The 20,799-nt window shown below is 40.1% G+C and carries 21 protein-coding genes; 4 read left to right on the top strand and 17 right to left on the bottom strand.

Annotated features, from left to right (window positions below; all coding sequences use genetic code 11):
- Positions 1-5: 5 nt before the first annotated feature.
- From ACOSV2_RS18130 to ACOSV2_RS18110, 5 genes are all read right to left on the bottom strand, one after another.
- Entirely contained in the window at positions 6-800 is a 795-nt protein-coding gene (locus tag ACOSV2_RS18130; protein WP_428976344.1) for a hypothetical protein, read from the bottom strand.
- 752 nt (positions 801-1,552) lie between these two features.
- Positions 1,553-2,257, bottom strand: coding sequence for a hypothetical protein (locus ACOSV2_RS18125; protein ID WP_428976343.1), 705 nt, complete (start codon positions 2,255-2,257; stop codon positions 1,553-1,555).
- 53 nt (positions 2,258-2,310) lie between these two features.
- On the bottom strand, positions 2,311-2,985 hold the full coding sequence (locus tag ACOSV2_RS18120; RefSeq protein WP_428976342.1) for a ribonuclease YeeF family protein: 675 nt from the start codon (positions 2,983-2,985) through the stop codon (positions 2,311-2,313).
- A gap of 14 nt (positions 2,986-2,999) precedes the next feature.
- Positions 3,000-3,278: a YwqI/YxiC family protein gene (locus tag ACOSV2_RS18115; protein WP_428976341.1), complete on the bottom strand. Its 279-nt coding sequence runs from the start codon at positions 3,276-3,278 to the stop codon at positions 3,000-3,002.
- A 36-nt stretch (positions 3,279-3,314) separates the two neighbouring features.
- Complete coding sequence (locus ACOSV2_RS18110) at positions 3,315-3,665, bottom strand: YwqH-like family protein (RefSeq protein ID WP_428976340.1); 351 nt, start codon at positions 3,663-3,665, stop codon at positions 3,315-3,317.
- 295 nt (positions 3,666-3,960) lie between these two features.
- On the opposite strand from ACOSV2_RS18110, the gene ACOSV2_RS18105 reads away from it, so the two are divergent.
- Positions 3,961-4,479, top strand: a complete 519-nt coding sequence (locus tag ACOSV2_RS18105) for a PH domain-containing protein (RefSeq protein WP_428976339.1) — start codon at positions 3,961-3,963, stop codon at positions 4,477-4,479.
- Entirely contained in the window at positions 4,476-5,906 is a 1,431-nt protein-coding gene (locus ACOSV2_RS18100) for a PH domain-containing protein (protein ID WP_428976338.1), read from the top strand. The genes ACOSV2_RS18105 and ACOSV2_RS18100 overlap by 4 nt, the downstream gene beginning before the upstream one ends.
- Before the next feature lie 98 nt (positions 5,907-6,004).
- On the opposite strand, the gene ACOSV2_RS18095 is transcribed toward ACOSV2_RS18100, so the two are convergent.
- The gene (locus ACOSV2_RS18095; RefSeq protein ID WP_428976337.1) at positions 6,005-6,925 is read right to left on the bottom strand and encodes an FkbM family methyltransferase; all 921 of its coding nucleotides are present in this window, start codon (positions 6,923-6,925) and stop codon (positions 6,005-6,007) included.
- A 253-nt stretch (positions 6,926-7,178) separates the two neighbouring features.
- Here ACOSV2_RS18095 and ACOSV2_RS18090 point away from each other — a divergent pair, with 253 nt between their 5' ends.
- Positions 7,179-7,670: a hypothetical protein gene (locus ACOSV2_RS18090; protein ID WP_428976336.1), complete on the top strand. Its 492-nt coding sequence runs from the start codon at positions 7,179-7,181 to the stop codon at positions 7,668-7,670.
- Between the two features lie 136 nt (positions 7,671-7,806).
- Here the strand turns inward: ACOSV2_RS18090 and ACOSV2_RS18085 are convergent, their stop codons facing one another.
- Both ACOSV2_RS18085 and yiaA read right to left on the bottom strand, forming a co-directional pair.
- Positions 7,807-9,309, bottom strand: coding sequence for a malate:quinone oxidoreductase (locus tag ACOSV2_RS18085; RefSeq protein ID WP_428976335.1), 1,503 nt, complete (start codon positions 9,307-9,309; stop codon positions 7,807-7,809).
- Positions 9,310-9,643: 334 nt separating this feature from the next.
- On the bottom strand, positions 9,644-10,114 hold the full coding sequence (gene yiaA / locus ACOSV2_RS18080; RefSeq protein ID WP_428976334.1) for an inner membrane protein YiaA: 471 nt from the start codon (positions 10,112-10,114) through the stop codon (positions 9,644-9,646).
- A 383-nt stretch (positions 10,115-10,497) separates the two neighbouring features.
- Between yiaA and ACOSV2_RS18075 the strand changes: the two genes are divergently transcribed.
- Positions 10,498-11,493, top strand: coding sequence for a tRNA dihydrouridine synthase (locus ACOSV2_RS18075; RefSeq protein ID WP_428976333.1), 996 nt, complete (start codon positions 10,498-10,500; stop codon positions 11,491-11,493).
- Positions 11,494-12,207: 714 nt separating this feature from the next.
- On the opposite strand, the gene ACOSV2_RS18070 is transcribed toward ACOSV2_RS18075, so the two are convergent.
- The 9 genes from ACOSV2_RS18070 to walK form a co-directional block, all read right to left on the bottom strand.
- On the bottom strand, positions 12,208-12,870 hold the full coding sequence (locus ACOSV2_RS18070; RefSeq protein WP_113969368.1) for a DNA-binding response regulator: 663 nt from the start codon (positions 12,868-12,870) through the stop codon (positions 12,208-12,210).
- 100 nt (positions 12,871-12,970) lie between these two features.
- Positions 12,971-13,432: a hypothetical protein gene (locus tag ACOSV2_RS18065; protein WP_428976332.1), complete on the bottom strand. Its 462-nt coding sequence runs from the start codon at positions 13,430-13,432 to the stop codon at positions 12,971-12,973.
- 299 nt (positions 13,433-13,731) lie between these two features.
- Entirely contained in the window at positions 13,732-14,211 is a 480-nt protein-coding gene (gene rlmH, locus ACOSV2_RS18060) for a 23S rRNA (pseudouridine(1915)-N(3))-methyltransferase RlmH (protein WP_428976331.1), read from the bottom strand.
- A 94-nt stretch (positions 14,212-14,305) separates the two neighbouring features.
- Complete coding sequence (locus tag ACOSV2_RS18055; RefSeq protein WP_113969385.1) at positions 14,306-14,464, bottom strand: CxxH/CxxC protein; 159 nt, start codon at positions 14,462-14,464, stop codon at positions 14,306-14,308.
- Between the two features lie 120 nt (positions 14,465-14,584).
- Positions 14,585-15,826: a S1C family serine protease gene (locus ACOSV2_RS18050; protein ID WP_428976330.1), complete on the bottom strand. Its 1,242-nt coding sequence runs from the start codon at positions 15,824-15,826 to the stop codon at positions 14,585-14,587.
- 214 nt (positions 15,827-16,040) lie between these two features.
- Positions 16,041-16,835, bottom strand: coding sequence for an MBL fold metallo-hydrolase (locus ACOSV2_RS18045; RefSeq protein WP_113969387.1), 795 nt, complete (start codon positions 16,833-16,835; stop codon positions 16,041-16,043).
- 5 nt (positions 16,836-16,840) lie between these two features.
- Complete coding sequence (locus tag ACOSV2_RS18040; protein WP_428976329.1) at positions 16,841-17,650, bottom strand: two-component system regulatory protein YycI; 810 nt, start codon at positions 17,648-17,650, stop codon at positions 16,841-16,843.
- 3 nt (positions 17,651-17,653) lie between these two features.
- Entirely contained in the window at positions 17,654-18,973 is a 1,320-nt protein-coding gene (locus ACOSV2_RS18035) for a YycH family regulatory protein (protein ID WP_428976328.1), read from the bottom strand.
- A complete protein-coding gene (gene walK / locus ACOSV2_RS18030; protein ID WP_428976327.1) occupies positions 18,970-20,796 on the bottom strand; it encodes a cell wall metabolism sensor histidine kinase WalK in 1,827 nt (608 codons plus the stop codon). Before walK ends, ACOSV2_RS18035 begins: the two co-directional genes overlap by 4 nt.
- Between the last annotated feature and the right edge of the window lie 3 nt (positions 20,797-20,799).

Below are 20,799 nucleotides of genomic sequence, written 5' to 3'. Positions count from 1 at the left end.
CCCTTCTAATTCACTCCTAGTTTCCCTTTAACTCTTTCAAAAACTCCTGCTATTTCTTGCACTAATAATTCTCCTGTTGCCTGACGGGCATTCAACCATTCAATACCATCTTCATTGACCATTCTTAAAGTCCAATTATACGATGGTGATGAAAGGACATGAATACCTTCTATATTCCAATCATGTTCATCTTTGTAAAACAACATTAATCGTGTGTTATGTATTTTTCTTTGTATTGATCTATTAAACTGTTTAATTATTAAACTACCTTGGTCTACTTCGTTATTTAAATATAATTCATCAAGATTCGATATGGCTTGTTTTTCACAGTAGAGAAGATAGTCACATGGAAGTATGTATAATGAATCATTTAAACGTTTAGATCGATTTTCAACACCAATAAGCATTCTAGGAAAAATGACTTCGTTCAAGGTCCGTTCGGGAGCCGGGTGCGTATAGACTTTATAACTTGTTTCAGTCTCCTTAATGCACTCGACGACCTGATCGTCACTGAAATAGAAAATACTTTGTTCCAACTGATCTGTTACAATTTCTGCAACCAAATTGCTTTTTGAAATTACCCACATTGCTCCAATGAACCGATCCTCGAATTTAAGTTCCCCCTCAATATAATGAACCAGTTCAAACTTATGGAGTTTTTTAAACATCATTTCCCATTCTTTTTCTAATTCATCATCTTGGTAATCTGGAAAAGGATTAGATATACCTATGAGAACTTTTCCACCTAACATTTTTACAAGTAAATATAAATCTTTGTTAGTCAATGTCCAATTAGCCATAATAATCCCCCTTAACCAAATTTTCTCCTTGACTTAGGTTTCCCAAAATCAGGATACATTTTTAGCACCTTTTCGTCATTTTTTTGTATGTATATATATCTATGGATAAAAGTTGCTAAATAAGCCGTTACAATAGATACAATTGAGTACGCGATAATTAATGCAATCATAAAAGCTGAGTCCGTAACCAGATAGGACATAAGAAATTGTGCAACCACGTACCCAAAGCTTGAAGATGCGACTATAGGAGTGATATTAAACTTAGAGTCTCCATTCAGAAGCTTGGCATAAGTCCCCGAATATAGCATTTTCACATTGAAAACTTGGAAGAAAACCAATAATAATATCATTAGAATTAAACCTATATAGAAGAAGCTGCTTCCTTCTACTCCAATATGTTTATACAAAAACTTCTGAATAACCAGGAAATAAACATACGTATTCACTACCCCAAAAACACCAATAAATAAATAGTAAGATCTTTCAAATTTATAGGGTGCAAAAATATAGAGAATAGCCCATAGATGAACCCCAATGATTGGAATCAAAGCTGCCCAAAAAAAGGGAGCAAAAAAAGGGATGCTCAGTAACGGAAGGAGCCCAATAAAGTCCAGAAGTATTAATAAAAACCCTATGACATTTCTTCTGTTTTCTTTAGGAAATTGCATATTATTTAAATATGATAATGTAATATCATCAATATCTCTGTGTCTTTTCAAATTCTTTCACCTCTGTAATCGGAATCTGTAAGATTAACTAAACCAAGATCCCACCTTATTGATAATACCAGTAGTACCTTTTTTTATTGCGTCCCCGATAGAGTCTCCTTTACCATCACTATCTACATCCATGAATTTAAGATCACTTAGTAGTGATGTTGTAATCATACCAACAGCAGCACCTGCCACAGCCCCGACAGCTAACCCGATCGGACCTCCGATCGCTCCACCTACAAGTGCACCGGTATATGCGGATGAGGCGATAGATGCACCAGCCACGGCAACATCTCCTGTAACGTTCCCCGCAATCTCACTTGCTGATTGATCATGTTGAACGCCGTGTACAATATCACCGGCCACTGTAGTTCCAATTCCAATATAACCAATTTTATTTCCAGCCCATTTAAAGGACTCTTTTACCCCTGTTATAGGGTCAACTAATTTATAAAGTTTAGGGTAATTAGTAGCGTTGGTCCCGCTATATCTATTTTTCTTGAAGTCCATTAGTTCAGGTTTAGTTAATGTAACTCGGACACGTCTCTTTCCTTGAGCAGTTGTATACATACTTTTAGTTACCCCTGCTCCTTTTCGGGCTTTGTTCACGTTTTTGGCTGCTCCATAACCCGTAGCTGTCGTAATCCCCAAATTCGTCGCAGCATTAATCGGCTGATCTCTCCACTGATCAAAACTGATCCCCAACGTCGGCGTAGGATCCCATTCCGGTTGCAATCCATTCACCGTATCAGCCGCTTCAACCCCATTCTCGACAAATCGGGGATTGTTGGTCAGCTCTAATAAGGGTTTGTTGCCCCGCTCTCGGACTCATATTGAGGGTTGTAGCAACTGTTAGGCTGATAGGTATCGATCGAGATTTTCCCGTTGGAGAAGAGACCCTGTATCTGATGAATGTATTGGATCATGATATGGACGTCCTGTTGAATGGGATCCAGGTTGGCGGATTGACTTTGATCAAACTGGTGAAGTTTTTCGACGGTTTGATCTTTTTGCTGCCTCGCAACGTGAATCTGCTGAAGGAAGGAACCGTCTTGTAATCTTGGTAAGGAGACGATATCCTGAACACTTTGAATCGTTTCATTGGACTCACTTGTTAAGTCCATCACCACATCCCTTCCCCTATTTAGTCCATTTTCCAAGTCATTCTGCAAAAAGCTTTCCTGAATATATCCATTCTGGGCCGGCTCCAACCCCTGTAATTCATTTTTTATGGCTTTCAGGGTAGATTCATATGTTGTCACCATTTGCTGATAGAACTTCAGAAAGGATTGATGTGAATCCTGGTAAAAAGACCGTATCGATTGACCCCCTTTTCCTTTAAAAGAGGCATCTTGAGAAATAAAGGAATTTATGGCTGATTCAATTTCGATCATCTGTTCTTTTTGCTGGGTTAACTTTCGAAGCACTTGTTCTATTCCTGAATCTAGAGACATGACATCCAGTGTTTTCATCCCAACTTCTCTCCTTACCTGGCTTTGATATGTGAAGACAGTTCCTGATCGGCATCCGCCATATCCTGGACAGCCTGTCGTGTCAATTCTTCATTTCGCATAAGCAATTCTTTATAACTCTGTACCATCTGTTCCATGCTTTGGTTCAACTCGTTCAATTTTGTTACCACTTCCAGGCGATTTTCATGTCCAATGTGACTAGGTACATCCGGTTGAAGAGATTCTGCAGAGGACTTAATTTTTGAAAGGTGGTGGTCTATCTGACCTTGCACTACTCTGATTTCATTACCCATACAAGCTACCTCCCACTATATTAAATACTTTTCTTTCTATTCAACTGTTGCTTCAGCTTCAGATTCCAACCTATGAATGGTCTGTTCAATCGCCTGGATTTCACTTCTTATAGTTTGCATCTTACTGCTCAGCATAGAGAACACTTCACTAAACTGGTTATTTTCAATATCTGTAAAGTAATGAAGCATTCCTTCAAACCTTATTTCATCAAATTTATTTGCAAGCGTCCCTTGCCAGGTGAATCCATATAATTCAGGATTTGTAATGGATTCCCGATAACTTGAAAATTCCTGTTTGTTCCCTTGAAGTTTGCTCTGACATGTCTGAAGCCTTTGAAGTTGCTCACGTTTTTCCCTTAACAACCCGTAGTAAATATATAAAGACAAGGACCTTCACCTCAATTGATTACTCTAATTTATAAAATTTTCCAATCTTTTTAACTATAACATGGATGAAATTTTGTCAGAATGATAGAATCTGTTTATTTTTAGTATATGCAAGTAATCCTTTTTACCTATTCGATATATTATTTATCAATGAATAATACGAACTATTAATTAAGTATCACAATTAATTAAGTATCACAATTTTTGTAAAATGAAACCTATTTCACAACTATTATTTTCCAGGTTCTGAAACTTTTCTTATATTAAACACGTATTTTAAGTCAGAGGTGAAAAAATGTACATAAACATACCTGAACCAACACAAAGCATATCAATAAAAGCCACTAAAGTTTGGCGGATATCCAACACGATAGGACATACAACAGCACTGCTCATCATAGGAGCCCTAATGATATGCAGTGATCGATTCGATTGGTACGACTGGATCGGGATCGTCCTTTACATTCTTGGAGGGCTTTTCATTGTCTCTTCCATAATTTCTATCTTCATTGAACCCATTTACCTGCAAAGAACCTGGCGCTTTCAGGTCGATCATGAATTCGTTCAATTGAAATTCGGGAAGTTTCAGCAGCAGCATATCTTAATACCGATGGAGAAAGTGGAATACGTCCGGACAGAGCAGGGACCTATCATGCGGCGCTATGACCTTTATGACCTTGAAATCGGAACAACGACCTCAAGTCACAAAATACCATCCATATCGGCAAATGTAGCGAAAACATTAAAGGCTGAGATAGCCACCTTCGCAAAGATTCGGGATAAAGATTCAAAGGAAGGAGAAATGGGAGCATGACCCAAACTGCCAAACGATATCACCCAGCCTATATCATCGTGGAATTAGTATCGACCGCGAAGGGCCTATTTGGGTTCTATATCCTCCTGTTCCTACTGAAGGCGAATTCAACAGCCGGTTGGGTGATATGGAGCCGCTACGCCCTGTTGGTTGCCACAGTGGGGGTAATACTGTCCATCTTTGCTAAGTGGGCTTATAACCGATATGAATTAGGTAATAAAACCATCCTCTTTAGAGAAGGGATGTTCGTTAAAAAGCAAAAAACGGTCTCCTGGGATCGGATCCACAGCCACAGGTCCAATACGACGTTCATTCATCGCTGGTTTGGATTAACTTCTTTAACCATGGAAACAGGGACGAGTGGAGAAAATGCCCAATTTCAATTTCCCGTCATCACACAAGGAGAGAAGGATCGCATTTTATCTTATCTCGAACAGAAGCAAAACAGAGATGAATCGGAAGAAGATATAAAGCCGGAACGCAAAGTACACTTTCAAGCGACCAGGAAAGATCTGATTAAAGCATCCTTCACGTCACTCAGTTTCCTGGCAATCTTCCCATTAGTAAGTGCCATCTATTTCAATCTGGCCGATTTCTTTGCCATCCAAGAATCAGCAGAAAGTGCCTGGCACTACTTGCTCGATCATGTGTGGATCCTGATCATTCTTTTCCTCATTGCCATGATCCTGTCCATCTCCATTGGTTTTGTAAAAACGTATATGAAGTATGGAAATTATGTCATTAGTGATGACCAGGAACGGATTTATATCGAAAAAGGGATTGGGAATGAGGTCAGCTACTCGATTCCAAAGAATAAAGTACAAGCTGTCAGAGTGGAACAATCCATTGTGAAAAGGATACTCGGGCTTGTTTCGATCAAGTTGATCAGTGCCGGCTCCTCTGAAGGTGAAAAAGAGGAAATAAGTTCTTTATATCCCTTTATGCCAAAACGTGAAGCTTATGATATGCTGCACACCATCCTTCCACACTACCCGGTCAAAGAAGAGATGGAGCGCTTCCCACTGAAGGCCCTTTGGCTGAAGCTTTTCCAACCTTATTATTTGACGATTGCTGCTGTAGTGGTCCTATGGATCTTTAAGATGGAATGGATATGGATCGCAGGGATTGTCTTTGGGGTATCCATCCTCCTCCGAATCCTTGATTACTTGTTTACAAGCTACACCCGCCACGAACAAGCAGTCCAAATTCGAAAGGGAGGCTGGTTGAACGAAACCTTCATCACCCATCGGGACCGGATCCAGCAGGTGACTGTGAAGCATGCCTGGCTAGATCGAAAATTCGGAGTGGCTACCATCATGTTCTCGAATCGGGCAAATCCGAGTCATGAGAGTTTGTTGTTTGGGGTGTCGAAAGAGGAAGCGGGTACGTTTTATGAGTGGTATCATAAGAAATCCGTCTCTGGGTGAGACGGATTTCTATTTACTGACCTGGGTACAGGGGTATCACCCACCCTATCGAAAATGAAAAAATCAACCCTTGGATGAGGTGGAGCTTTACACATAGTTTATATCATTCGTTCGATAAAGGATTCATCACTCACCAATAAAAAATCAGTATGAATATAATCCGTTCCAAACAAATTTTTCAGGTCCATATGGTTGTAATGGGCTGCCTTTACCAGACTATGGTCTTCCTTATATACGTAGATCGTAAAGTATGTTTGCAGAAACAGGAGAAACTCATCTACACTGATATCCAGCTTTTCAAGGTATTCACTATTAAACTCAATGAAGCCAAGGATCGACTTACTTGTTTTTAAAAGGTTAGTCATACCTTTTAAGACAAACGCTTCATATCCTTCAACATCCACTTTAAAAAGGACTGTTTCATAGGTTCGATCATGACAAATGGTATCAATGGTGATGGACTGGACAGGTACCCTATCTATTAACTTATGAGAAGGTTCATAAGTGGCTGAAGAGGTGCCAGACCAATGCCTATCAACAAAGAAAACCGTTTCTTCATTATCTTTATCCGAGGCGATCGCATTGTATATTGCTATTTGTGACCGGTTAGGGTGGGCTTTTCTTGATTGTTCAATAAATGGTAATAAACGGCTGTTCGCCTCCACGCCTATAATCCTGGTCTCGGGTGAATACTGAGTAGAGAAGATACACTCCCCATAATTCACGCCTACATCGATGACCAGGTCAGGATTCATTTTCTTCACAGCCATGGACCAGAATCGAGAGAGCCTCTTTTGGGTCACCCCATTGCTGATCAGTAGCGCCCTTCCCCGATTTTCCTCAGAATCTATATAGAGAACCGTGGAACTGGGCAGTGTTAACGTTTTAGGCAGCTTTTTTATATTTAATGTTTTGTACTTTACTAAAATGCCTACATCGATCATAAATTTCCAAGTCTTCGGATAGTTTTCCCATACTCTCATAAGATAAGGCTTTCGAATAGCAGAATTCCACTTCATGTTTGACACCCCTTTGAAGAAACCTGTTTAGAGGTATACATTCTTAGATGCCACCGGAAAATCCTCTATAACAGGGCTTTCTTCATGAAATCTTTACAAAAGAAGAAAGAAATTATTTTTTCCTATATGTGATAATCCCCTTATCTTATAACTATATTGTGTTGAGGGTTATGTGTTTTTCATAGGCTTGTCAGTAGTTTTACAGGAAAATCAATACCGGACCATCCAATTCAAATATGAATGGAGGATTCGCATGGTAAATTTTATGTCTTATTATGGTACCATCACCATGATCAGTGATTTTATGACGGGACAAAATGGAGAGGGGGAAGGGTGTTATAAATTAATATCTGTAGAAGACGGATCAGGTGGCTCGGTGAATTTCGTCGTGTCACCAACCACATACTTTGTGGACCATAGAATGGTGGCAGTCGGGGATAGGATAACCGGATATTACGATGGGAACGCACCTATTCCCCTTATTTATCCACCACAATATCGGGCATTAGTGATGGTAAAAGAAAGTTCATCTCAAAATGTAAAAGTAGACTACTTCAACTCACAGTTGGAAAGCAGTGATGGCACGCTAAGATTGAATCTATCCCCCTATACTCAAATGGTATTAACCAACGGACAATCCTTTTCAAAATACCCTGGCAATCGGAATCTGATTGTGGTCTATGGACCCGCCACAATGAGTATACCTGCTCAAACCACACCTTATAGAATCATTGTTTGGTGTTAGACTTTTCGCATTTTGTTCATATACAGGACTTTCTCTCTCCAGTAACCTTGTGTAGATACACCAGAATAGAATTCTGATAGATTAAATAAAAACCCAAGCATAAGCTTGGGTTTATTTCGACCATATTTGCAGGACATTAACTGTAAGCTAACTCTTTCCCGTTTAGACCAAGCGTCTTTGCTGTTGAAGTATGGATTTCTTTAAACAGCTCCGGGTTTTCCGCTAGTGACAAACCATAAGAAGGAATCATTTCTCTAAGTTTCGGTTCCCACTCATTCATATGCTGAGGGAAACATTTTTCAAATAACTCAAGCATAACGTGAACGGCAGTAGAAGCTCCGGGGGAAGCACCCAGTAATGCAGCTACCGTACCATCAGCGGCACTAACCACTTCCGTACCGAATTGAAGTGTTCCTTTCCCGCCTGTCTCAGTATCTTTGATTACCTGCACACGTTGGCCGGCCACTACGATATCCCAATCCTCGAGTTTAGCATTAGGGATAAACTCCCGTAGTTCTTCCATGCGCTTTTCATTCGACAACAACACTTGCTGAATCAGGTATTTGGTCAATGACATCTCTTTGACACCTGCAGCGAGCATCGTGAGGACATTATTCGGTTTGACGGAACTGATCAGATCCAAATTAGAACCCGTTTTTAAGAACTTGGGTGAAAATCCGGCAAACGGTCCAAACAGTAACGATTTTTTGTTATCGATAAATCTTGTATCAAGATGGGGAACGGACATTGGAGGAGCCCCCACCTTGGCTTTTCCATATACTTTGGCATGATGCTGCGCCACCACTTCCGGATTGTTGCATACCATAAATAGTCCGCTTACCGGGAATCCTCCGATATGTTTTGATTCAGGAATGCCGGTTTTTTGCAGTAAAGGCAGACTTCCGCCACCACCGCCGATAAAGACAAATTTTGCCGTGTGGTGTTCGACCTCACCGCTGTCGATATTATGCACCTTGACTTCCCACGCCCCGTCACTGGTACGTTTAATATCCTCCACACTATGTTTGTAGTTCATCTCGACATTTTTACTCTTTAAATGGTCAAACATCATCCGTGTTAAAGCCCCGAAGTTGACGTCTGTTCCGGAGTCGATTTTGGTTGCCGCTATCGGTTCATTCGATGTACGGCCTTCCATGATGAGCGGAATCCATTCCTTCAGTTTGTCAGGGTCATCGGAAAATTCCATCCCTTGAAACAAAGGGTTGCTTGATAGCGCTTCCAATCGTTTTTTTAAAAATGCTACATTATTTTCCCCTTGTACCATACTCATATGAGGTATAGGCATGATAAAGTCCTGCGGATTACCTATCAAATCTTTATTTACAAGATACGACCAAAACTGTCTTGAAAGCTGGAACTGTTCATTGATTTTAATTGCTTTACTTATATCCACCGATCCGTCAGGTTTCTCTGACGTATAGTTAAGCTCGCACAATGCAGCATGCCCCGTACCCGCATTATTCCATTCGTTCGAGCTTTCTTCTCCTGCATCCGCCAGTTTCTCAAACACTTTTATTTCCCATTCAGGTGCTAACTCTTTCAGTAATGATCCCAAAGTCGCGCTCATGACTCCGGCACCAATTAAAATAACGTCTGTTTTTTTCTGTATGCTGCTCATGATAACCTTCCTTACTCTTTATATTTTCAGAAAAGAGTAAGCGCTCATGCTAGGGTCTCACTTAAAGCAAGGCGCCACCCTGGAACTCACCTGTTCTGTTATAACCATACCATAATCTATTATAATGATTTAGGGATCAAAATATCTACCATTATCTGATAATTATATACTATTTTGAGCTTTTAAAAAAGTGCAAAGTCCGTTTTCAAGGTTTCGGAAACCTAGAAAACAAAGAATTTGGATGTATGTAGTTTTATTACTAGAGTACATTCTTTTTTGCTAACTCACTCAGAACGACAATGGGCAGTACTGTAAACAGTACTGCCCACCATTATTAATCTCTTTCTCTAGCCACCTGCGTATCCCGGATATTTTTCTGAATGGTGATGGCCGCAAATAAACTAAGAACAAATGACATACCATAAAATCCTTTTTCGCTTAAAATGATACTCCCGGCATTATAAAGACCGATCGCCATCAGGGAAATGGCTACGATCACTGCAAACCAACTGATCCCATAATAGATGCCTGAAACAGGGATATCCTCTTCCTTGTCCCGAACAGCTTTTTGCAGGGATACAGCTGCATATAGTCCGAACACCAACACAGCAAAGTAATAGCCCTTCTCATTCAGTTCCATTCCTGCATTGAACAGGCCGATCAGATAAGCGGAAAGACCTATTACCAAAGCTGCCCAACTTGCCCCTTTAAAAGCAGCAGTCGGTTCCCCTTCTTTTCTTTCCACCTTGATCTTTGGTTTCTTTTCATCATTCTTCATTAACGGGTTTTCATTCAATTCAGACATTAGCCGCTCCCCTTTACTGTCATTCAATATGCAGGAGTCATCCTGCAACCTTAAGAATTATTATAGCAATTTTTTACAGATATTGTTTACTATTATAATTGAAATTTTCACTGATATGATATAAATTTTTTAGTGAAAATGGCCAATCTCCAGTGTGCGTAGCGTTAGCTTACTGGCGGACCGACCCTTTTTTCATCTATCTTTTACCGTTTTTCTTTTATTAATAAGGAACCAAAACAACTCGTCCCCTTGCACTTTTTGCTTATTACTATTAAAGTATATACTGGTTGAAATCCATCCTAACTGGGAATGGATAAAACTGAAGCAATTTACTTTTTAATTTTGGGAACATATTTTCCTTAAGGAAAGGGTTTAAATATATTATGAAAGATAATTTTTGGCATGAGTTGCCCAAGCCATTTTTTGTTTTGGCACCGATGGAAGCCGTGACCGATGTCGTTTTTCGTCATGTCGTGAGTGAAGCAGCACGTCCTGACGTGTTCTTTACAGAGTTTACGAATACGGAAAGCTACTGTCATCCGAAAGGAAAAGACAGCGTCCGCGGGCGTTTGACGTTCACGGAAGATGAACAGCCGATCGTCGCTCACATTTGGGGGGATAAGCCCGAATACTTCCGTGAAACAAGTATAGGTGTAGCTAAAATGGGCTTTCGCGGAATCGATATCAATATGGGCTGCCCTGTGCACAATGTCGCAGCGAACGGGAAAGGATCCGGCCTGATCCGCCGACCGGATGTCGCGGCGGAAATCATCCAGGCAGCCAAAGCGGGAGGACTTCCCGTCAGTGTGAAGACCCGTCTGGGTTATACCAAGGTGGAAGAATGGCACGACTGGCTGAAGCATTTATTAGAACAGGACATTGTCAATCTTTCCATCCATCTTCGCACCAAAAAGGAAATGAGCGATGTCGATGCTCACTGGGAGCTGATTCCTGAGATCAAGAAACTTCGTGATGAAATTGCCCCTGATACATTACTAACGATCAACGGCGACATCCCTGACCGCCAAAAGGGACTTGAACTTGCAGAGAAATACGGCGTGGACGGCATTATGATCGGACGGGGGATCTTCCACAATCCTTTCGCTTTCGAAAAAGAGAAGAAAGAGCATACCAGTCAAGAACTGCTCGATCTCCTGCGACTGCAGCTCGATCTTCATGATAAGTACTCCGAAGAACTCGAGCCACGGCAATTCAAACCGCTTCGCCGCTTCTTTAAGATTTACGTCCGCGGATTCCGGGGAGCGAGTGAGCTGAGAAATCGTCTGATGGAATCAGAATCCACCGATGAAGTTCGTGCTCTGCTTGATGAGTATGCTGATGCAGTGAAAGATGAGGAAGGCTTTTCTGTGTCTAAGTAAATAAAAGTAGGAAAAAAGAGAGAAGAGCTAACATAATGCTCTTCTCTCTTTTTGAATGGCCGGGATGCCATACGACGTATTATAGCAACACTTCCCTGCAATCCTGTCCATCACCCAGTTGGTCCGTGTGCCAGAGTCTCAGAGTCTCTAGTACTGGGACACGATACACTACTTCCGGTCAGCTCTTCCACAATTGTATCTACAAGTGGCTGATGGACATGAAGCGGCCGTTCAAAACTCCATTGCTCTTTTCCTTCAACTGTCGTCAAAATGTGACGGGGTCGTCTCCAAATGTAGAAAATCGAATCTTCCCCTTGATTTGAAGCAAAACCGTTTGCTTCTTGAATTGGTCAGATTAAAAATGGAGAATATCGAGGGTATGGCTGGCCAAATCGAACACGAGGACGGTCAGAGCTCCTTAAAATGAAGTTCCCTAGGATTTATCAAAGTATTAAAAAACCTATTTCTCACTTCTTTATAAATAAGGGTTCATGTCCACTATTGAGTTAACAAGCGGATGTAAATTAAGCGGAGTTTCTCCGGTTATATACAGGTTGAAACTCGTTTTGAGGATATTTAAGCGGAGTTTTTCCGGTTATACAAAATTCAATTCCCCATTTTCATGTTTTTTGAATCAATAGGCGGAATTTTTCCGGTTATTTAAGCTATTTTCCATTCAATTTACTAATTAAGCGGAATTTTTCCGTCTATTCATCAGATTGAGTGCTTAACCTGATCCCCCAAGCGATAGGAACGGATCCTTTTGATTCCAGATGAGGGAATCAACATCTTTTTCTCAACTAATTGAGAAAGTAATTTTTTTACCGTCTTGTCACTTATCTTCATATACTTCTCAACTTCTATAGGGGATATCGTATTTCCTTTTTGAATTGCTAGCCGAAGCACTTCTTTCTCGGCATAGGATAGAGTGGTCTGGTCCAGCTCATCACCTAACCACCGCCCAATTACCTGTTGAACAACTTGCTGACATCGTCGAGGTTTTTCTTTCACTTGATCATAAGAAAAGCGGATGACAGTCCACCCATCCATCACCAACTGGTTTTGGCGCTCCAGACTGTCGGAAAATTGCCATCTGCTTATATTCTTTAAGTGAGGGCCATACCCGTCGACCTCAAAACAAATCCGGATAGCCGGACGAATATAAGCAAAATCTAAATACCGTTTTCCGTCTTTAAAATCATCGATTTCATACTCTGGATGAAGATACTGAAACTGATAAAACGAAGGCCACCAAACTTGCTTCAAAAACAACTTTTCAGCCTGATTGTGACCTTCTTGTAAACGCCTCAACCGTTCACCTTTTCTTTCCTGAGAGTGAGCAGTCATAAAAGCCTGGTACTCTTCTTTAAATCCCACAGCAATCCCCCTCAATAATTTTTAACCTATTTATCAAAAAAAAGATTCGTTAAACAAAATGAACGTGAAAACCGTTCTTTCCTCAATTTCTTATACTTATCTACCCCTCGATTGGAACCATAAAATCATATTCAGGAACTCCATACTTGGCAATCAACTTTCTCCGATACTCTTCAAATGTTAAGTGAAAATGTTCCGGTGGGTTGCCAAATAGGATGGTAAATACTCCGTTTTCGAAGGAAATTAAGTAACTTTTCTCCTGGTTAACATTCCTCTCCATAAGTGATGCCTTTAACTCTTCCAATTGCGCAACAGTTAGACTATCGTTCAACATCACCTTTTCGTAACTTCCATCTTTATTTACCAATACAAACATACCGTGTCCTTCACATTCCTCTTCCTTGTACTTAATAGAGTTTTCGGTATATTTTTCTATTGTTTTGGTGTAATAATAACCGCACACCATACAAAAGATGTACTTCTCATAAGTTTTGTAATAATCATCTACAAAAGCAGAACGTTCACAACCGGGGCATTTAATAGCATACATAATCGATGCCAAGAATGAATCATCTCCATTATTTATTTGGACTTTCTGAGAGTTTTTTAAAATGAATGTGTGTAAAATCTAGAGGAAAAAAGAGGTTTAATGTGGTTCAACTGAAAAGAGAGATTAAAAAGCAAATAAAAAATCAAGGGGTAGATAAGAAGAATTTGAGGGAAGAACTACTTTAAGTCTAAAATATTTTTCTTAATTGTCAATCTACTTTTTTATACCTCAACCATTCCTTCCTTTTAACTTTCTATTTGCCCTTTTTGCCTCCCCAACAATTAGGAGAGGCATGTGGCTAACTACCTCATTTACTTATGGTACGGTTCCCCCCGATTAATCCGAAACGCACGATATATCTGCTCCACAAGAATCAACCGCATCAATTGATGGGGGAAAGTCATCTTTGAAAAGGAAAGGGTCTCATTGGATCGCTCGATCACATCATCACTCAATCCAAGTGATCCACCGATAACAAACGCCACTTTGCTTTTTCCGTACGTAGCAAGTTTGTCCAGGTTATCGGCAAGGTCTTCCGAGGAACGCATTTTCCCCTGGATGGCCAAGGCAATGACATGATGATCAGGAGAAATCCTAGCTAATATCCGTTCGCCTTCTTTATTCTTCACCTGCTCCATTTCAGATTCACTCAACACTTCCGGAGCTTTTTCGTCGGCAAGCTCGACGATTTCTATCTTTGCATAAGCCCCTAAGCGCTTTACATATTCACCTATTCCTTGCTTTAAATATTTCTCTTTTAATTTACCAACCGTTACAATGGTGATATTCACTATCCACACTCACTTTACAAACAATTTACAAACACGTTATCCACAGACTTTATCCACATATCCACATACACAATCCACATATCGTATGGGAATACTAGTTCGCCACTATATATATTGCGTTATTCCCACAATATTCACAGGTTGTGGATAACTTCTTTTCTTCAGAAAGCTCTGTCAGTTGAGGCGCTACCTCATGCTCATCCACGACAATATCCATGGCTAACTCTACATGTTCCAAGCAGCAGTAAATCATGTCGTTTCCTCCTAATCTGTAATCTGATTTTAGTGTATATACTTATCCACAGTTATCATATCATGTAAAGAAAAAGCAGGAAAGGGCGCTTGGCCTTCCTGCTTTTCGCTTATCCACATCCTATAATCTGGATTCGTCGGTGAGTTTCATGGTTACTTCTTTCTTTTCCCCGTTTCGATAGAAAGTAACCTTCATTTGGTCGTTTACATCTTTTTGGTTATAAAGATGCTTTCTTAACTCAATGACATTATCAATTTTCTCTCCGTCCAGCTCCGTAATCACATCGAGCTCTTGTAAGCCTGCCTGGGCAGCTGGAGAATTGGGAACGGTTTGTCTGATCATGACACCATAATTGATTTCTTTCGGAAGCTTCAAGGTTTCCTGCTGGTGATAGGCAGAGATTTTATTCACATCCTCCAGTGTCACACCCATAGCCGGACGTTTGACCTCACCATACTGCTCAAGGTCTTCAATAATCGGCTGAGCATAGTTGATTGGGATGGCAAGTCCAATCCCTTCTACCGCACTCTGGGCGATTTTCATGGAGTTGATTCCGATCAATTGACCGGAAATATTAATGAGGGCTCCACCACTGTTCCCCGGGTTGATGGCTGCATCGGTTTGCAGAACTTCTGCATTCCAATCTTCCATACCATCCTGGTTAATATCGACCGGAATCGTTCTCTCTACACCCGAAACAACCCCCTGTGTAACGGAACCGGAAAATTGCAGTCCAAGTGGGTTACCAATCGCAATGACAGGCTCTCCCGCTTTTAGCTTGTCTGAATTTCCAAACTCGGCAATGTCATCTTTCTTGATTTTGCTGCCATCGATTTCGATTACAGCCAAGTCTGTCCAAATATCCGCACCACGCATTTCAGCAGGCACCTTTGTCCCGTCTGCAAGCGTCACTTCCAGCTGATCTGCTCCTTCAATCACGTGATTATTGGTCACAATATAGACCTTATTGCCTTCTTTCTTATACATAACCCCGGATCCTGTACCCGCCTGTTGATCCTGAGTTTGTCCCTCACCCTGTCCCCAGAAGCTTTGAGATTGGATATTTGTGATTCCTACAACAGAGTCTCCAGCTTTCTCTACGGCTTTCGTCACATCCGTTGTCACATCGACAGAAACATTTTGAGTGGCCCCATTATGATACGCATCATCCGTTTCTTTCAGGTCCTCGTCTGGTTGAATTGAATATGGTAAGATGTCAAAGTTGGTTAACTGAGGAATCGCTACAATGACTAAGATAGCTCCAAGTACCACTCCCAATAACCCGGCAAGGAACATTCCTCCCCGGTTGCCCTTTTGCCTGCTCCGGCTTTCAGAATTATGATCCGAATCATAATATCCCATATAACTTCATCCTTTCTACGTACTATTCCTTTTGTTATTTTATCTTTACAAGCATGATTATAGTCAGGTTAAATGAAAAAATGATGAAAAAGAGGGTAAGAATTTCAAAATATCACTGGATATGTAAATACTATAGAAGACAAAAAAAGGTGAAGACCTCAGCCCTCACCTTTTTCATACCTTCAAAAGAAAAATCGCAAACATTTGAATCGGTTTAAATCGCAACTAAAGGTGTTGGTACTTTAGGGTCCGTATCAAATAAATCAATTTGTTCTCCTACTACTATTCCTTTTGACTCGAGTGTTTGCGAAACACTCATTCTGGCTAGATCTTTCATATTATTATCAAGGCTGAGATGGGCTAAATAGATTCCTTTCGTCTTATCGCCCATCACTTCACTCATGGCAATAGCCGCGTCTTCATTGGATACGTGTCCATAATCACCAAGAATCCGACGCTTGATATTCCACGGATACCGGCACATTCGGAGCATCCCCACATCATGATTACTTTCAAATACATACGCATCGGCATTGGAAATGATCCCTTTCATCCGATCACTTACATATCCTGTGTCCGTTACCAGGACAAGCTTTTTCTCTCCCTGGTGAAAAATATAGAACATGGGCTCTGCCGCATCATGAGAAACCCCAAAGGACTCAATGCTCATTCCTCCAAAGTGCTTGGCTGTTTCCATATCAAATGAAAATTTCTGTTCCGTGTCTATTTTCCCTACTAAACCGTCCATGGCATTCCAGGTCTTATCGTTGGCGTAGATCGGAAGCTTGTACTTTCTTGCTAACACACCGATACCTTTAATATGATCACTATGCTCATGAGTGACCAGAATACCCGATAAATCTTCTATCTTCCGGTCGATCCGACTGAACAACCCTTCCATCTGTTTCCCGCTCAATCCTGCGTCGACAAGAAAGGAATGCTCTTCCGTCTCCACAAATATCGCATTTCCTGTACTGCCACTGGCAAGCACACTAAAATGCATGGTCATAACGCTCACTCCAATGTTTCTCTTTCTGGTTTGGTAACCTTTACTATCTGTGCTTCCACTGCATTAATAAATAAATCTTCTTTCTTCCCTTCTTTTTCAACAATGAAATGCCAGGTTGGAGCCAATACTTGATAATCATCAATCGGCACAAAAGTTGTATAACAAAGACTGGGAACATCTACGATTTTACTGCCATTGGCGATTTCATTGTTTTCCACTAAAAACCTTAGAGCATCAAAAGGGGTAACCAACGATTTTTTTCCAGTGGATTCTTTAATATTTTCCAACAATGTTTGTTTATAGGATACAATTTCCCTTTCTGAATTCAAATACAAAATCAACTTTCCATTCTCGTTATTAAAAATTTTCCTGTCATTGTACGTTTGATAATATACAAGGGTTTGATCTTCTTTACTGTATTTCCAAAAGCTATATTGCTCACCGTTTATGATATTATCTTTAAGGAAATCCTTTAATTCAGCAGGTGAAAAGTCCTCACTGATGGTTATAGGTTCCTTCAAAATTGCATTGATCGTATTATCATTCACAGTTTTTACTTCTTGATTTTTTATTTTCCCAAGATCTTTTTCACTGATTTTTTTTGTAGTAACTCTAATATAAGCATCTTTTATTGGTTCTTTTGACAGCTTTTGAGGATAGGTTATTTTTGCCGCTTTTAGCGTTTCTTCAAAAGAAGTCTGCACTATTGTATCAGGATTACTCGCACGGATTTTATCCATGAATATCGTCAATAGAAATATATCTAAAACCAGAAAGACGATAATGAATATACTTTTTGTTTTATTCCAATCCATCGGTTAGAACCCCTCCAATTCTTCAAGAGGTATTCTTAACCAATTGCCGCTAAACTTGTAATACCAGGAAGGTTCAAAGATGATAAAATTTTTATTGGACTCATTTGAATCTCTTGTCATTCTATACCCTATGACAATATCCTCCACATCTTCTAGTCCTTTCGTACGGTTCTGTTTCAATGCATATAATACAGAGGCACCCGATGGAAGTAATACATCTCGAATTTCATTTTTTGAAACCATGTCCAATTTAAAGAACGGTCGATTATACTTGCTGATTGATTCACTTCCCCACACTTGAGACACCTCAGCCATATTATTCTCATTGAAAACAGGGTGGTTCTCCATAAAGAGCCGATACACAATCTTATTTTCAATTGGACTAATGGAATAGAAATGATAGTCATCCGTCCAACCACCATGATCATTGACAAATTCCATGCTTTTCTGGAATAAAGAAACGGGTGTCAGAGAAGTGTTTTCATCCACAGATAAATTCACATATGAAAGAGTATTGTATTCTTCATTCGTCTTCATAAAGCTTGGTACATTAATAAAGGTGTTTTTTGTCACCTCGACATTGTTTGGATCGCTGAATAATGCTTTTTTGAAATCATCCAAAGATAGTGTATCTGAATAGTATCTATAGCTTTTATACTCTTTTGGTAACTTCGGAAGGAAAATGTTTCTTTTAGAGTTCAATGGCTGCTCAATATACTCATCATAGGAAACAACCTGTTTCAGAAATGTTTTCTCGAATTTTTGTAAACTTTCAACACTGACACGACACTCATAAAAATACTTTTCATTAGAATTGAGGGATACAAAATACACAGTCCCCGCGTCGGAGTTTACAGTGTTTAAATCAATTACAATGCGGTCAAATGAAGCGGTGGGAACCTTTTTATCTTCCAAATGAATAACCCGGCTATAGATGGAAAGAGGTACATTATCAGGGAATACAATCTCTACTTTCTTTTCTCCTTGTATCAATGATTTGATTTCGTCTCTGGAGTATTGATTTGAATAGTCCTTCAAATCAAACAGAGTCCAGCTACTTAAATCTTTTATAACCTTATTCATTTCATCCCCATCTAAAGTCCCGACCGTTTTGTTACTAGAATGATAAAAAAGTTGATACGGTTTGATCAACACCTTTGAAAGATCCGTCTCCTCAATTTTTTCACCTACTGAAACTTCAAAGGTTTCAGTACTATCTATCGTGTCGTACCCAGGTTGATACGTCCAAAGATTAAAGGTTAGAAAAATACTGATACAAACAAGCAATGTTAATACTATCGATTTTATTTTTTCGTATTTCATGACCAATCATCCTCTTGTGCGGTATCATATGGGAGGGTAAATATGATCGTCGTGCCTTTACCTTCAGTACTGGTCGCCCATACGTCACCACCGTGCGCTGAAATCATTTCTTTCGCAATCGCAAGACCGAGACCCGTACCACCCATTTGTCTTGTTCTGGCTTTGTCGACACGGTAGAAACGTTCAAAGATTTTTTCTAAGTTTTCTTTAGGTATGCCTAATCCTTGATCCGATACACTGATTTCAACGTAGCCTTCTTTTTCTTGGACTTGAAACGTAATCGTTCCACCCTCAGGGGAATATTTCAATGCATTCGAAATAATATTATCTAAAACCTGCGTTATTTTATCTTGATCGACCTCTACGAACAATGCCTTGTCCGGTAAAAAGCGTTGAAATGTCACATTAATATCTTTCGTCATTTCAAATCGATCGATGATTTTATGGAAAAAGAGGATAAAGTCTACCCAATCTTTATTAAATCGATAGTCTTTGCTGTCCATTTTAGAGAGTTGTAGAAGATCATTGACAAGTCTGATCATTCTCTCGGTTTCATTTTGGGTGACATCCAGGAATTGAGGGGCTATTTGTTCATCCTGCCATGCACCTTCTGCAAGAGCCTCTAAGTAACTTCTCATCGTGGTAAGAGGTGTTCTGAGCTCATGAGAGACATTGGCTACAAATTCCCGTCGTTCCAAATCAATTTTCTCTTGTTCGGTTATATCATGTAAAACGGCGATCAGGCCATTCACAAACCCGGTCTCTTTTTGAATGATAGAGAAATTAGCCCTCAGGATATAAGGTTTATCCTTTGTGCTGTAATCTAAAATGATGGATTCCTGTTCATTGGACAAGTCATCAAAAGTATATTCTTCATCCAACCCTAATAATGAAACAATCGGTTGAGAGACGACTGTTTCACGTGAAACATTAAGCATGCTTGCTGCAGGATCGTTGATAAGAATGACTCTTCCTTTTCGATCGGTTGCAATGACCCCATCCGTCATGTAAGCGAGGACGGATGAAAGCTTTCTGCGCTCTCCTTCTGTCGTTGCCTGTGCTTCCTGTAGGCGCTTAGTCAAATTGTTAAACGTAATGGCAAGCTGACCAATCTCATCATAACCATACACTTTAACTTTTCTGGAAAAATTCCCTTTCGCCATGGCCAACGCTTGTTTTCGCATATCCGAAATTGGCCTGGTGACGGTTTGAGCTAACAAAACTCCCAGTATAGCCGTTATGATAAGAGCAATCAGGGTACCGTTGGTGAAGATTTTATTAATGTCGTTCATTTGGTCATAGACCCTCTCAATTTCACCAACGATATATATGGCACCAATCACTTCATCATTAGATTCAATTGGTTTCGAATGCACCCAGATACGGTCATTTGTTTGATTATCGAGATACGTATTTTCAGAAGAGACACCTAAGGCAAGTACCCTTTTCACATCTTTATCGGACGTCACTCTGTTTACAAGTTTTTGATTATTGGGATCCGAAGTACCGATGATCCGTTTTCGATTATCAATTACCCGGATTTCAGCGATATCTGAATTCTTGCTGCTATCTTCTAATATTCTTCTAATGTCTTCTTCTTGCGTAGGGTCATCTTCTCCACGCACTTTCACCATTTCTTCTCTAATCGTGTACTCCAACAATTCTACTCTATTTGTAATAGAAGATTGGAAGTTCTCAACAAGCTTCTGCTCAAGTTCCCTCACAAAATAAACCCCAATAATCTGCATGGCGAGAAGAATAAGCAGAACATAAATCAAAACGAATTTCAGATGGATGGAACGGGTTAAACCAACTTTCTTCATTAC

The organism is Rossellomorea sp. DUT-2 (assembly GCF_052665285.1).
Note: the sequence above shows the minus strand (reverse complement) of the source record. Positions and strands in the feature narration are given on the sequence as shown.

Excerpts from the sequence above, each read along its gene's own strand:
- ACOSV2_RS18130 (WP_428976344.1), bottom strand. The coding sequence starts at position 800 with ATGGCTAATTGGACATTGACTAACAAAGATTTATATTTACTTGTAAAA.
- ACOSV2_RS18120 (WP_428976342.1), bottom strand. The coding sequence starts at position 2,985 with ATGAAAACACTGGATGTCATGTCTCTAGATTCAGGAATAGAACAAGTG.
- ACOSV2_RS18115 (WP_428976341.1), bottom strand. The coding sequence starts at position 3,278 with ATGGGTAATGAAATCAGAGTAGTGCAAGGTCAGATAGACCACCACCTT.
- ACOSV2_RS18105 (WP_428976339.1), top strand. The coding sequence starts at position 3,961 with ATGTACATAAACATACCTGAACCAACACAAAGCATATCAATAAAAGCC.
- ACOSV2_RS18100 (WP_428976338.1), top strand. The coding sequence starts at position 4,476 with ATGACCCAAACTGCCAAACGATATCACCCAGCCTATATCATCGTGGAA.
- ACOSV2_RS18095 (WP_428976337.1), bottom strand. The coding sequence starts at position 6,925 with ATGAAGTGGAATTCTGCTATTCGAAAGCCTTATCTTATGAGAGTATGG.
- ACOSV2_RS18090 (WP_428976336.1), top strand. The coding sequence starts at position 7,179 with ATGGTAAATTTTATGTCTTATTATGGTACCATCACCATGATCAGTGAT.
- ACOSV2_RS18085 (WP_428976335.1), bottom strand. The coding sequence starts at position 9,309 with ATGAGCAGCATACAGAAAAAAACAGACGTTATTTTAATTGGTGCCGGA.
- yiaA (WP_428976334.1), bottom strand. The coding sequence starts at position 10,114 with ATGTCTGAATTGAATGAAAACCCGTTAATGAAGAATGATGAAAAGAAA.
- ACOSV2_RS18075 (WP_428976333.1), top strand. The coding sequence starts at position 10,498 with ATGAAAGATAATTTTTGGCATGAGTTGCCCAAGCCATTTTTTGTTTTG.
- ACOSV2_RS18055 (WP_113969385.1), bottom strand. The coding sequence starts at position 14,464 with ATGATTTACTGCTGCTTGGAACATGTAGAGTTAGCCATGGATATTGTC.
- ACOSV2_RS18050 (WP_428976330.1), bottom strand. The coding sequence starts at position 15,826 with ATGGGATATTATGATTCGGATCATAATTCTGAAAGCCGGAGCAGGCAA.
- ACOSV2_RS18045 (WP_113969387.1), bottom strand. The coding sequence starts at position 16,835 with ATGACCATGCATTTTAGTGTGCTTGCCAGTGGCAGTACAGGAAATGCG.
- ACOSV2_RS18040 (WP_428976329.1), bottom strand. The coding sequence starts at position 17,650 with ATGGATTGGAATAAAACAAAAAGTATATTCATTATCGTCTTTCTGGTT.
- ACOSV2_RS18035 (WP_428976328.1), bottom strand. The coding sequence starts at position 18,973 with ATGAAATACGAAAAAATAAAATCGATAGTATTAACATTGCTTGTTTGT.
- walK (WP_428976327.1), bottom strand. The coding sequence starts at position 20,796 with ATGAAGAAAGTTGGTTTAACCCGTTCCATCCATCTGAAATTCGTTTTG.